The sequence below is a fragment of the Streptococcus sp. HMSC067A03 genome, assembly GCF_001814295.1.
Taxonomy (GTDB): domain Bacteria; phylum Bacillota; class Bacilli; order Lactobacillales; family Streptococcaceae; genus Streptococcus; species Streptococcus constellatus.
The window spans coordinates 194,379-207,195 of record NZ_KV815646.1 but is presented as its reverse complement, the minus strand read 5'-3'; the positions used below and the strand labels follow the sequence as shown (position 1 = coordinate 207,195).

12 protein-coding genes are annotated in these 12,817 nt (G+C 38.6%); all 12 read left to right on the top strand.

Features of this window, described 5'->3' with window-relative positions; translation table 11 throughout:
- Positions 1–76 precede the first annotated feature (76 nt).
- A complete protein-coding gene (locus HMPREF2963_RS03230) occupies positions 77–505 on the top strand; it encodes a low molecular weight protein-tyrosine-phosphatase (RefSeq protein WP_003027217.1) in 429 nt (142 codons plus the stop codon).
- Positions 506–512: 7 nt separating this feature from the next.
- Positions 513–926, top strand: coding sequence for an MORN repeat-containing protein (locus tag HMPREF2963_RS03225; protein WP_070668628.1), 414 nt, complete (start codon positions 513–515; stop codon positions 924–926).
- Positions 916–2,733: an acyltransferase family protein gene (locus HMPREF2963_RS03220; RefSeq protein ID WP_070668625.1), complete on the top strand. Its 1,818-nt coding sequence runs from the start codon at positions 916–918 to the stop codon at positions 2,731–2,733. Before HMPREF2963_RS03225 ends, HMPREF2963_RS03220 begins: the two co-directional genes overlap by 11 nt.
- A gap of 359 nt (positions 2,734–3,092) precedes the next feature.
- Positions 3,093–5,744: a bifunctional acetaldehyde-CoA/alcohol dehydrogenase gene (gene adhE / locus HMPREF2963_RS03215; protein WP_049476195.1), complete on the top strand. Its 2,652-nt coding sequence runs from the start codon at positions 3,093–3,095 to the stop codon at positions 5,742–5,744.
- A gap of 397 nt (positions 5,745–6,141) precedes the next feature.
- On the top strand, positions 6,142–6,612 hold the full coding sequence (locus tag HMPREF2963_RS03210; protein ID WP_261786485.1) for an HAD family hydrolase: 471 nt from the start codon (positions 6,142–6,144) through the stop codon (positions 6,610–6,612).
- A 187-nt stretch (positions 6,613–6,799) separates the two neighbouring features.
- Complete coding sequence (locus HMPREF2963_RS03205; protein WP_006269249.1) at positions 6,800–7,504, top strand: N-acetylmannosamine-6-phosphate 2-epimerase; 705 nt, start codon at positions 6,800–6,802, stop codon at positions 7,502–7,504.
- Positions 7,505–7,549: 45 nt separating this feature from the next.
- Positions 7,550–8,875 carry an ABC transporter substrate-binding protein gene (locus HMPREF2963_RS03200; protein WP_037596356.1) on the top strand — a complete coding sequence of 442 codons (1,326 nt, stop codon included), beginning with the start codon at positions 7,550–7,552 and terminating at the stop codon, positions 8,873–8,875.
- A 111-nt stretch (positions 8,876–8,986) separates the two neighbouring features.
- Positions 8,987–9,874, top strand: coding sequence for a carbohydrate ABC transporter permease (locus tag HMPREF2963_RS03195; protein WP_003074939.1), 888 nt, complete (start codon positions 8,987–8,989; stop codon positions 9,872–9,874).
- Between the two features lie 16 nt (positions 9,875–9,890).
- Positions 9,891–10,721, top strand: a complete 831-nt coding sequence (locus tag HMPREF2963_RS03190) for a carbohydrate ABC transporter permease (RefSeq protein WP_020997532.1) — start codon at positions 9,891–9,893, stop codon at positions 10,719–10,721.
- 13 nt (positions 10,722–10,734) lie between these two features.
- Positions 10,735–11,187 (top strand): NanQ anomerase/TabA/YiaL family protein, encoded by a 453-nt coding sequence (locus HMPREF2963_RS03185; protein WP_070668622.1) that lies wholly within the window; start codon positions 10,735–10,737, stop codon positions 11,185–11,187.
- Positions 11,188–11,211: 24 nt separating this feature from the next.
- Positions 11,212–11,859, top strand: coding sequence for a DUF624 domain-containing protein (locus tag HMPREF2963_RS03180; protein WP_070668619.1), 648 nt, complete (start codon positions 11,212–11,214; stop codon positions 11,857–11,859).
- A gap of 25 nt (positions 11,860–11,884) precedes the next feature.
- On the top strand, positions 11,885–12,802 hold the full coding sequence (locus tag HMPREF2963_RS03175) for a dihydrodipicolinate synthase family protein (protein WP_070668616.1): 918 nt from the start codon (positions 11,885–11,887) through the stop codon (positions 12,800–12,802).
- Positions 12,803–12,817 lie beyond the last annotated feature (15 nt).

The window sequence follows — 12,817 nt, the reverse complement described above, 5'->3', positions numbered from 1 at the left end:
AAAGAATTGAAAAAATCTCAAGGGTTAAAATCCCTATTTTTATAGATTTTGTTATAATAGTAAAGAGGTCTATGCTATGAAAAAAATTGTGTTTGTTTGCTTGGGAAATATCTGTCGCAGTCCAATGGCAGAATTTGTGATGAAAGATTTGACAGATGAAGTTTATGTTGAAAGTCGTGCGACTTCGGATTGGGAACATGGGAATCCAATTCACTCTGGAACGCAGGCAATTTTCAGGAAATATGCCATTCCTTATGATAAAGGCAAGACCTCGCAGCAAATATCAATACAGGACTTTGAACGTTTTGATTATATTATCGGAATGGACCAATCCAATCTTCAGGATTTAAAGAAAATGGCGCCAAAGCAATATGCTAGTAAAATTTTCCAATTTGAAGAGAAAAGTGTGCCAGATCCGTGGTACACAGGAGATTTTGATGAAACCTATCAGCTTGTATTGGAAGGTTGTCAAAAGTGGCTGGAGCAGATGAAGAACGAAGATTAAGTAAAAAATGGATACACTAAAAGCATTTTACGAAAAATATAAAATTTATCTTACAAGGCATAATTTAGAGTTGCTAACAGTAACAGGTATTGTCATATCAGCGATTGTTGCCTTTACATCAGGGATTCCAAGTCAAGGGGCTTTGACGTTGGATAAAGGAGCAATCAAGTACAATGGCAGCCTTGTTCGTGGGAAAATGAGTGGACAAGGAACCTTGACTTTTAAAAATGGCGATGTCTATAAAGGGCATTTTAAAAATGGAACGTTTAATGGGCAAGGAACTTTTACCGCTAAAGCTGGCTGGAAGTATGAAGGAAATTTTGTAAATGGTCAAGCAGATGGTCAAGGAAAATTGACGACAGAGGACAATGTTGTCTACAAGGGAAAGTTTAAACAGGGGATTTATCAAAATGCGCGTTAAATGGTTTTCATTAGTGAGGATTACAGGGTTACTTCTGGTCCTGCTCTACCATTTCTTCCAGAAAGCTTTTCCTGGCGGTTTTATTGGTGTGGATATTTTCTTCACTTTCTCAGGCTTTTTGATTACATCTCTCTTGATTGATGAATTTGCCAGAAACAAGGGAATTGACATCAAAGAATTTCTGAGACGGCGATTTTATCGGATTGTGCCGCCGCTTGTGCTAATGATTTTGGTTGTTATGCCTTTCACGCTTTTAATTCGGAGAGATTTTGTGGCGGGGATTGGAACGCAAATCGCTGCTGCCTTCGGCTTTATGACCAATTTCTATGAAATCTTGTCCGGTGGAAATTACGAAAGCCAATTCATCCCGCACCTTTTTGTGCATACTTGGAGCTTGGCTTTGGAAATGCACTACTATATTTTATGGGGGTTGGCAACATGGTATTTAGCAAAGAAAAGTAAGAATGTTGGACAATTTCGTGGTGTCATCTTTCTTGTTTCGTCTGCTTTGTTCTTCATTAGTTTTCTTTCTATGTTTGTCAGAGGTTTTTTCTCTTCAAACTTTTCTGTGATTTACTTTTCGAGTTTTACTCATATCTTCCCATTTTTTGTAGGAAGCGTTCTAGCTACGGTTTCAGGTGTGAGCGACTTGGGAGCACCTTTCCGTAAAATAGAGCAAGCGCTTGATTTGAAAAAAACCTTTTATCTACTTGGTGGAAGTTTTGTAGCTTTGCTACTGTTGACTTTTCTTCTGAGGTTTGACAATTTATTGACTTATCTGTTTGGTTTTCTTCTTGCAACGGTATTTTCAGTAGTGATGATTTTAGCAACACGTGTGCTCCATGAGAAGACGCCACATGTTGATGAGCCACCGATTATCACTTTCATTGCAGATACGAGCTACGGTGTCTATTTGTTCCATTGGCCATTCTATATCATTTTCTCTCAATTGATGAGCAATGGTTTAGCTGTGCTCTTGACAACCATTCTCTCCTTTGCTTTCGCTGCCGGCTCTTTTTACCTTTTGGAGCCAACATTAGCAGGTAAAGAGCCCAAAATATTTGGCTTGAAAATGAATATTAAGCAGATCACAATACCTGTATTTTATAGTTTGATTCCTTTTACTTTGATAACATTGATCATTATGATGACTGCTCCCAAAATCGGTGCCTTTGAAGAAAATTTATTGGTCAATGGACTCAATCAAGCTGATAATAAAATGCAAATCACTCGTACACAAGTTGATCATGCGACAGCCAGCCAATACAATGTTACGAAAGGAACAACTGTTATCGGAGATTCTGTTGCTTTACGGGCAAGTGAATGGCTCAAACAAGCTATGCCAGAGGCTCAAGTAGATGCAGCTGTTAGCCGTAATTTAGCATCAGGATTGGAGGTTTATCAAACAGATATTTCCAATAAAGTGCTTCTGGAAAATGTTGTGCTAGCGTTGGGCGCTAATACTGTTGACAACTATGAAAGTCTGCTCAATCAATTTATTGCAAAATTACCGAAAGGTCATCGCTTAATCTTGGTAACGCCTTATGACGGACGCACAGCGCATGATGGGACCAGTATCGCTGTAAAAACACGTCAGTATGAATTGGAATTGGCTAAAAAATACGATTATGTCTTTGTAGCAGATTGGTATCAGGTAGCTATCGAACATCCTGAAATTTGGTACGGCACAGACTACGTACACTTTGGTTCAGAGTCGACTACAATCACCAAGGGTGGAGAACTTTATGCTCAAACCGTCAAACAAACGATTGAAGAGGCAACGAAAAAAGGAACCGTTAAGAAATAATAGTAAATAAATTAGGAGTCATGGATTGCATTGCGATTCATGGCTTTTGTGTAGCGTAAGAAGTGAGTGTCATGTGAGCGGAGTAAATAAGGCAGCAAAAAGGCTCTTTGATACAATCTTTTCGCCTATAAAACCTTGGCTCAAGTATGTGAAATATATTTTTTGTGTTTTGAAATTCACAAACAATGCTTTAGAACACAGTAGAAAATACATGTTTTGAAACAAATTCACAATATAAAAGAAAAAGTTTGTGAAGTTTACTTGAAAGTGTTTACAAGAGAAAGAAAATAAGGTATAATAATCTTGTGAAAAAATTAACAAAGGATTTTTAAAAATCCTGAGAACCATTGGAGGAACACATGGCTGATAAAAAAACATTAACTCCCGAAGAAAAAAAGTTAGCTGCTGAAAAGCATGTTGACGAACTTGTTCAAAAAGGGCTAATTGCTCTAGAAGAAATGAGAAAATTAAATCAAGAACAAGTAGACTACATTGTTGCAAAAGCTTCAGTTGCTGCTCTTGATGCGCACGGTATCTTAGCTGAGCATGCTGTTAAAGAAACAGGTCGCGGTGTCTTTGAAGACAAAGCAACGAAGAACCTCTTTGCCTGTGAGCATGTTGTTAACAATATGCGTGGTGTTAAAACTGTTGGTGTTATTGAAGATAATCCAATTACAGGTTTGACTAAAATTGCTGAACCGGTTGGTGTTATCTGTGGTGTAACTCCTACAACCAACCCAACTTCAACTGCGATTTTTAAATCTTTGATTTCATTGAAAACACGCAATCCAATTGTGTTTGCTTTCCACCCATCTGCTCAAGAATCTTCTGCTCATGCAGCACAAATCGTTCGTGATGCAGCGATTGCAGCAGGAGCACCTGAAAACTGCGTGCAATGGATTACTCAACCATCTATGGAAGCTACAACAGCTTTGATGAATCATGAAGGTATTGCAACCATTCTTGCGACTGGTGGGAATGCTATGGTAAAAGCCGCTTATTCATGTGGAAAACCAGCCCTTGGAGTTGGTGCTGGAAATGTGCCAGCTTATGTTGAAAAATCAGCTAATATCCGCCAAGCAGCACATGACATCGTTATGTCTAAATCTTTTGATAACGGAATGGTTTGCGCGTCTGAACAAGCAGTTATCATTGATAAAGAAATCTATGATGAATTTGTAGAAGAATTCAAATCATATCATACTTATTTTGTAAACAAAAAAGAAAAAGCCCTTCTGGAAGAATTCTGCTTTGGTGCTAAAGCGAACAGCAAAAACTGTGCTGGTGCTAAGCTAAATCCAAATATCGTTGGTAAATCAGCTGTTTGGATTGCAGAACAAGCTGGGTTCACTGTTCCAGAAGATACCAACATTCTTGCAGCAGAATGTAAAGAGGTTGGTGAAAAAGAACCTTTGACTCGTGAAAAATTATCACCAGTTATTGCAGTCTTGAAATCTGAAGACACTGAAGACGGACTTAAGAAAGCACGTCAAATGGTTGAATTCAACGGTCTTGGTCACTCAGCTGCTATCCATACAAAAGACGAAACTCTTGCAAAACGTTTCGGTACGGAAATAAAAGCAATGCGTATCATCTGGAACTCTCCATCTACTTTCGGTGGTATTGGGGATGTATATAATGCTTTCATTCCGTCATTAACGCTTGGATGTGGTTCATACGGACGTAACTCAGTTGGTGATAACGTATCCGCTATCAACCTTCTCAACATCAAGAAAGTAGGGAAACGTAGAAATAATATGCAATGGTTTAAAGTTCCTTCAAAAATCTACTTCGAACGTAACTCAATCCAATACCTTCAAACTTGCGAAGGCATTGAACGTGTTATGATTGTTACCGATAAATCTATCGAAAAACTTGGCTTTGTGCAACGTGTGATTGATCAATTGAATCTCCGTGCAAATAAAGTGACGATTCAAGTCTTCTCAGATGTTGAACCAGATCCAGACATCACAACAGTCCGCCGCGGTACTGAAGCAATGCGTGAATTTGAACCAGATACAATCATTGCACTCGGTGGTGGTTCTCCAATGGATGCGGCTAAAGGAATGTGGATGTTCTATGAACAACCAGAAGTTGACTTCAGCGATCTTGTTCAAAAATTCATGGATATTCGTAAACGTGCCTTCAAATTCCCATCACTTGGTAAGAAAGCGAAATACATTGGTATCCCAACAACATCTGGTACAGGTTCAGAAGTAACACCGTTTGCTGTTATCTCTGATAAAGCAAACAATCGTAAATACCCACTTGCTGACTATGCTTTGACGCCAACCATTGCGATTGTTGACCCAGCTTTGGTAGAATCTGTTCCAGCATTTATCGCAGCAGATACAGGTATGGATGTTCTAACTCACGTTACAGAAGCCTATACTTCAAACTTTGCCAATGACTATACAGATGGTATTGCTCTTCAAACCATCAAGTTAGTCTTCAAATACTTGGAAAAATCTGTAAAAACGGCTGACCCAGAAGCCCGTGAAAAGATGCATAATGCCTCTACAATGGCTGGTATGGCCTTTGCAAATGCCTTCCTTGGAATGAGTCACTCAATGGCGCATAAGATTGGTGCTGTTCATCACACCATTCACGGACGTACAAATGCTATTTTACTTCCTTATGTTATCCGTTACAATGGAACTCGTCCATCTAAAACTACAACATGGCCTAAGTACAATTACTGGAAAGCTGATGAAAAATTCCAAGATATTGCTCGTATGCTAGGTCTTCCTTGCTCAACACCAGAAGAAGCGGTTGAAGCGTATGCTAAAGCTGTTTATGACCTTGGTGTAGCGGTTGGTATCAAGATGAACTTTAAAGATCAAGGTATTGATGAAAAAACTTGGAAAGATAGCTTACATGATATTGCCGTTCTTGCTTATGAAGATCAATGTTCACCAGCAAATCCACGCTTGCCAATAGTTACTGACATGGAAGAAATTATGGCTGACGCTTACTATGGCTATGCAGAACGTCCAGGACGTCGTAAATAGACGGTAAAGTTTGTTCTGATTTGAATCGTTTGTCAATTGTGTAGACAATATATTCAGGTTTTGAAAGATAAATCAGTTTATCAGTCACAATCTCTCTGTAAAAGCAGGGAGATTTTTCTATTGGGGAGTATTTTTGCTTTCGCTTGCTATTATATGCGCTTTCCTTTAATCTAGTTGTGAAAAAAGGAGGACAATCATGCTTCAATTATTGGTATTTGATATGGACGGTGTCATTGTGGATACGGAATATCTAGATTTTCAATTACAATAAGCATTTGTGTGCTTGTTTAGTTCAAGTCCAAATGAGTTGTCTCAGCAAGATTTTTCGATTTTAGTTGGAAAATCTTATATGGCTCTTTATCGTTGTATTAAACAGCTCAGCTAGACAAGTTTATCTTTGGAAACAATCGATCATCAACTAGACAAGTTTGCAGCAGAAAAATATCAAGAGGTAAACTACCAAGAATTGTTTCAGAAAGCTATCGTGCAGATTCTCTTATATGCTAGGAAAAATCATATAAAAGTAGCACTTGTATCGTCTTTTAGATATCAACATATTATAGAAGTTCTGACTTCTTGTGGAATTAAAGAATATTTTGACTTGATTGTCAGTGGTGAAGATTTTGCGGAAAGCAAGCCTAATCCAGCGATTTATCAAGTTATTTTAGAAAAATTGGATATAAATGTGGGAAATGCTGTAGCTATTGAGAATTCTTTTTGTGGTATTGCTGCTGCTAAGAGTGCAGGGTTAAAGATTATTGCTTATGAAGAAAAGAGGATGCCTGTTGACCAGAGTCAAGCTGACATGGTCGCAAAAGATATGATTGAGATTTTCTCAATACTACAAACCTTGAAGGAGAGTGAATGATTGTGATGCTTTGGGTATCGTTTTCTTGAAACTACTTTCAAGATTTAAGAGAAAAGTGAGCATTATCAGAAATTAGAACCTAAATATCGGATGTTATTGAAAGCGTTTTAAAAAACAGCTATAATAGCACTGTGAGATTGAAAGCGCTTTAAAAATCGATCTACAATAGTAAAGGAGAAGGCTGTCTATGGCAAAAATGACAAAAGACGAGCTGATTGCCAAAATAAAAGATGGCATCATTGTTTCCTGTCAAGCTCTGCCACATGAACCGCTTTATACTGATGCAGGTGGGGTTATTCCTCTTTTAGTGAAAGCGGCTGAACAAGGAGGCGCTGTTGGTATTCGAGCGAATAGCGTTCGGGATATTAAGGAAATTAAAGAGGTCACTTCGCTACCCATTATTGGTATTATCAAGCGAGATTATCCACCTCAAGAGCCATTTATTACCGCAACGATGCGAGAAATTGATGAACTAGCAGCTCTGGATATTGAAGTGATTGCTTTTGATTGTACAAAGCGGGAGCGTTTTGATGGTTTAAAGATTGCGGATTTCATCAAGCAAGTGAAGGAGAAATATCCTCATCAATTGTTCATGGCAGATGTGAGTACCTTTGAAGAGGGAGCTGCTGCGGTAGAAGCGGGTGTGGACTTTGTAGGGACAACTTTGTCGGGCTACACTTCTTATAGTTTGCAATGTGAGGGGCCGGATTTTGATCTGATAAAAAATTTATGTGATGCAGGTTTGGATGTTATCGCGGAAGGAAAAATTCATTATCCAAGTGAAGCTAAAACGATTCATGACTTAGGTGTTAGAGGAATTGTAGTAGGTGGTGCCATTACGCGTCCAAAAGAAATTACAGAGCGTTTTGTTGCAGCAGTAAGTGAAAAGTAGGAACAATTTTATCCTAAAAAGGATGACAATAAAAGGAGAAACAATATGAGGATGAAGAAAATACTTTGTTCGTTAGTTGCAGGAGCTGCAATTTTATCTTTGGCAGCATGTGGAAATTCAGGTGGTTCAAACAAGTCGGCTGATTCAGGTAATTCTTCTGGTAAGACAGAGATTACTTGGTGGGCTTTCCCAGTCTTCACGCAAGAAAAAGCAAACGATGGTGTTGGAACTTATGAAAAAGAAATTATCAAAGCATTTGAAAAAGCCAATCCAGATATTAAAGTGAAACTAGAAACAATTGATTTCAAATCTGGTCCAGAAAAAATCACAACGGCGATTGAAGCAGGAACAGCACCAGATGTCCTCTTTGACGCACCGGGTCGGATCATTCAATATGGTAAAAATGGTAAATTGGCAGAATTGAACGATCTCTTTACAAATGATTTTGTCAAAGATGTCAATAACAATCAAATCATTCAGGCCAGCAAAGCTGGTGACAAAGCCTATATGTATCCAATTAGCTCTGCGCCATTTTACATGGCATTGAACAAGAAAATGCTGAAAGAAGCTGGTGTGTTAGACCTTGTTAAAGAGGGCTGGACAACTGCTGACTTTGAAAAAGTATTAAAAGCATTGAAAGCTAAAGGGTATACTCCTGGCTCACTCTTCAGTAATGGTCAAGGTGGTGACCAAGGTACACGTGCTTTCATTTCAAATCTTTATGGTGGTTCTGTAACAGATGATAAAGTGACAAAATATACAACGGACAGTCCAAACTTTGTCAAAGGTTTGAACAAAGCAGTGAGCTGGATTAAAGATGGTTTGATGACAAACGGCTCTCAATTCGATGGTGGAGCAGATATTCAAAACTTTGCAAATGGACAAACTTCTTATACTGTTCTTTGGGCACCTGCGCAAAAAGGCATCCAAGCTAAACTCTTGAAAGCCAGTGGCGTCGAAGTTGTGGAAGTGCCATTCCCATCAGATAACGGAAAACCAGCTTTAGAATACCTTGTAAATGGTTTTGGTATCTTTAACAATAAAGATAAAAAGAAAGTAGAAGCTGCTAAAAAGTTTGTCAAATTTATTGCGGATGATAAAAAGTGGGGGCCAAAAAATGTTGTTCGTACAGGTGCCTTCCCAGTCCGTTCCTCATTTGGAAAATTGTATAATGACAAACGGATGGAAACAATCAGCACTTGGACAAAATATTATTCACCATATTACAATACGATTGATGGATTTGCAGAAATGAGAACACTCTGGTTCCCAATGTTGCAATCTGTTTCAAATGGCGATGAAAAAGTTGAATCTGCTTTGAAGACCTTTACAGAAAAAGCAAATGAAACCATTAAAAAAAGTAAAAAATAAATAATGTAACGATTTCCCTTTTTCTGTTGTTGGTTTCATAAAATAGGAAAAGGGAATTTTTTATCAAAAAGAGGAGGTCAGTATCTCCTCTAGCTAAATGAGGTGTTGAATGTGAAAGTGAATAAAATAAGAATGAGAGAAACGGTGATTTCCTATGCTTTTTTGGCACCAGTTCTATTATTCTTTATTGTCTTTGTATTGGCACCGATGGTGATGGGATTTGTAACGAGTTTCTTTAATTATTCTATGACATCCTTTTCATTCGTTGGATTGGACAATTACTCACGAATGTTTAAAGATCCAGTCTTTATTAAATCTCTCATTAATACGGTGATTATTGTTATTGGTTCAGTACCAATTGTTGTTCTGTTCTCTTTGTTTGTGGCTTCTCAAACCTATAGTCAGAATGCGATTGCACGGTCATTTTATCGGTTCGTCTTCTTCTTGCCGGTGGTAACAGGGAGTGTAGCTGTAACGGTTGTATGGAAATGGATTTACGACCCACTGTCAGGGATTTTGAATTTCGTCCTGAAGTCGGGTCATGTCATCAATCAGAATATTTCTTGGCTGGGTGATAAGCATTGGGCGTTGATGGCGATTATTGTGATTTTGCTGACAACTTCTGTCGGGCAGCCTATTATTCTCTATATTGCTGCTATGGGAAATATTGACAATTCATTGGTGGAAGCTGCGCGTGTTGATGGAGCGACAGAGCTGCAAGTTTTCTGGAAGATTAAATGGCCAAGTCTTTTGCCAACAACTCTGTATATTGCGATCATTACAACAATCAATTCCTTCCAATGTTTTGCCTTGATTCAGCTGTTGACATCCGGAGGGCCAAACTATTCAACCAGTACATTGATGTATTATCTGTATGAAAAAGCCTTCAAGTTATCTGAATATGGTTATGCTAATACCATGGGAGTATTTTTAGCTGTCATGATTGCTTTGATTAGCTTTGCCCAATTCAAGATTCTTGGAAATGACGTCGAATATTAAAGAAAGGAGAGACAAGATGAAACAGAAAAAAATGAGTGCCTTTACGGTAATTTCAACGATTATTCTCTTGGTGTTGACCGTTCTCTTTGTTTTTCCTTTCTATTGGATTTTAACAGGGGCTTTCAAATCGCAGCCAGATACGATCGTCATTCCACCTCAATGGTGGCCTAAGATGCCAACATTAGAAAATTTCCAACAGCTGATGGTGCAAAACCCAGCCCTGCAATGGATGTGGAATAGTGTCTTTATCTCGCTAGCGACCATGTTTTTGGTCTGCATTACTTCTGCCTTAGCGGGTTATGTTCTGGCTAAAAAACGTTTCTATGGGCAGCGGATTCTTTTTGCAACTTTTATCGCTGCTATGGCTCTGCCTAAACAAGTAGTACTGGTTCCTTTGGTCCGTATTGTCAACTTTATGGGAATTCATGATACACTAGCTGCAGTTATTTTGCCTCTTGTTGGTTGGCCTTTTGGGGTTTTCCTCATGAAGCAATTTAGTGAAAATATCCCAACGGAATTGTTGGAATCTGCTAAGATTGATGGCTGTGGTGAAATTCGGACTTTTTGGAATGTAGCTTTTCCAATTGTAAAACCAGGTTTTGCTGCCCTTGCCATTTTTACCTTTATCAACACATGGAATGATTACTTTATGCAATTGGTCATGCTGACATCGCGGCAAAATCTAACGATTTCACTTGGAGTGGCAACGATGCAAGCTGAAATGGCAACGAATTATGGTTTGATTATGGCTGGTGCTGCTATGGCAGCTGTTCCGATTGTAACCGTCTTTCTTGTCTTCCAAAAATCCTTCACACAAGGTATTACCATGGGAGCTGTGAAAGGATAAGGAGGGAAAACGAATGATTTTCGATGAATTGGAAAATCTTGCCCATTACAAAGGTATCCATAAGCATTTGGATTGTGCTATTGATTATCTCCTAACTCACGATTTAAGCAATTATGAGTTAGGACGGTATGAGATTAATGGAGACAAAGTTTTCTTCTTTGTGCAGGAAAATGAGCTTAATCAAGAAGAGAATGATGGCTTTGAATTTCATCATCGTTATTTGGATTTGCATTTTCTCTTGGAAGGGCGAGAAATAATCCAGTATGGCTATGAGCAAACGGAACTTCGCAAGGTTTATGATGCAGAGAAAGATATTGGTTTTAACACTTGCAACCAAGTCTATCCGCTAGTTTTGGATCATCGGAATTTTGTGGCGTTTTTACCAGAAGAAGCTCATCACCCAAATGGTTTTGCTGGCAAGGGGTTGACGGTCAAGAAATGCGTGGTAAAAGTGCTATTTGACTAACTAGAAAAATAAAGGAGATTGAGCATGGAGAACAGAAGCTCTCAGTTAGTGAAATCTATTTTTAATACGGATAATTTATTCATGAGAGTTTGTGAAAAAATTCTTGATTTAGTGACAGTCAATCTTCTTTTTCTGCTGTCTTGTCTACCACTTGTTACGATTGGTATTGCCAAAATTAGCTTGTATGAAACTTTGTTTGAAATCAAGGGTGCGCGTCGCGTAAAAGTCACAGCGATGTACATACAAGCATTTAGAAAAAATTGGAAAGTCGGTTTAAAACTTGGTTTGCTAGAACTGCTACTTGTAGGAATCAGTCTATTTGACCTCGTGCTTTTTTGGAGGCAGGAAACAATGCTGTTTCAAATGCTAAAAGCAACTTGTATCGGTGTCATCATTTTTACTAGTTTGCTGTTTTTATGCATCTATCCTTTGGCAGCTAAATTTGAAATGACGGTAAAAGATCTATTACAAACGGGACTGATCATGGTGAGTTTGCATTTCCCGTGGTTCTTTTTGATGATAGCCTTATTAGCTGTAATCGTCTTTTTCCTCTCTAGTTCAGGATTTGTATTGCTGCTGGGCTTTACTCTTTTTGTATTAATCGGGTTTGCAGCCCTAGGATTTTTACAATTGCCTATTATGGAAACTATTTTTAATAAGTATAAACGATAAAACCAATTAACTTGGAGAATAAAATATGAGAGATTTAAAAAAATATGAAGGGGTCATTCCGGCCTTTTATGCTTGCTATGATGATCAAGGCGAGATTAGTCCGCAACGTGTGCGAGCTTTGGTAGAATATTTTCTTGAAAAAGGAGTTCAAGGCTTGTATGTTAATGGCTCATCTGGTGAATGTATCTACCAAAGTGTTGCTGATAGAAAATTGATTTTGGAAGAAGTAATGGCAGTGGCAAAAGGGAAATTAACTATTATTGCGCACGTCGCTTGCAACAACACCAAGGATAGTATGGAGTTAGCGCGCCATGCAGAAAGCTTGGGAGTGGACGCTATTGCGACCATACCACCGATTTATTTTCGTTTGCCAGAATACTCGATTGCTCAATATTGGAACGATATTAGCGCAGCTGCCCCACATACAGACTTTGTGATCTACAATATTCCGCAGTTGGCAGGTGTAGCTCTGACGCCAAGTTTATATACAGAAATGCTCAAAAATGAACGTGTGATTGGCGTGAAGAATTCTTCCATGCCTGTCCAAGACATTCAAACCTTTGCAGCACTTGGTGGGGAAGACCACCTCGTCTTTAATGGGCCAGATGAGCAATTTTTAGGTGGTCGCCTGATGGGAGCAAGAGCAGGTATCGGTGGAACATATGGGGCGATGCCAGAGCTTTTCTTGAAGCTCAATCAATTGATTGCCGACAAAGAATTGGAGAGAGCAAAAGAATTACAATTTACCATCAACACTATTATCGGAAAATTAACTGCTGCTCATGGAAATATGTATTCTGTCATCAAGGAAGTCTTGAAAATCAATGAAAATCTAAACATTGGTTCTGTTCGTGCTCCGTTAACACCAGTGACAGGCACAGATCGTCCGATTGTAGAAGAAGCAGCTCGTTTGATTCGTGCAGCTAAGGAAACGTTCTTGTAATAAAAAAGAGGTGGA

Coding starts and splice junctions, on each gene's coding strand:
- HMPREF2963_RS03230 (WP_003027217.1), top strand. CDS start 77: ATGAAAAAAATTGTGTTTGTTTGCTTGGGAAATATCTGTCGCAGTCCA.
- HMPREF2963_RS03225 (WP_070668628.1), top strand. CDS start 513: ATGGATACACTAAAAGCATTTTACGAAAAATATAAAATTTATCTTACA.
- HMPREF2963_RS03220 (WP_070668625.1), top strand. CDS start 916: ATGCGCGTTAAATGGTTTTCATTAGTGAGGATTACAGGGTTACTTCTG.
- adhE (WP_049476195.1), top strand. CDS start 3,093: ATGGCTGATAAAAAAACATTAACTCCCGAAGAAAAAAAGTTAGCTGCT.
- HMPREF2963_RS03205 (WP_006269249.1), top strand. CDS start 6,800: ATGGCAAAAATGACAAAAGACGAGCTGATTGCCAAAATAAAAGATGGC.
- HMPREF2963_RS03200 (WP_037596356.1), top strand. CDS start 7,550: ATGAGGATGAAGAAAATACTTTGTTCGTTAGTTGCAGGAGCTGCAATT.
- HMPREF2963_RS03190 (WP_020997532.1), top strand. CDS start 9,891: ATGAAACAGAAAAAAATGAGTGCCTTTACGGTAATTTCAACGATTATT.
- HMPREF2963_RS03185 (WP_070668622.1), top strand. CDS start 10,735: ATGATTTTCGATGAATTGGAAAATCTTGCCCATTACAAAGGTATCCAT.
- HMPREF2963_RS03180 (WP_070668619.1), top strand. CDS start 11,212: ATGGAGAACAGAAGCTCTCAGTTAGTGAAATCTATTTTTAATACGGAT.
- HMPREF2963_RS03175 (WP_070668616.1), top strand. CDS start 11,885: ATGAGAGATTTAAAAAAATATGAAGGGGTCATTCCGGCCTTTTATGCT.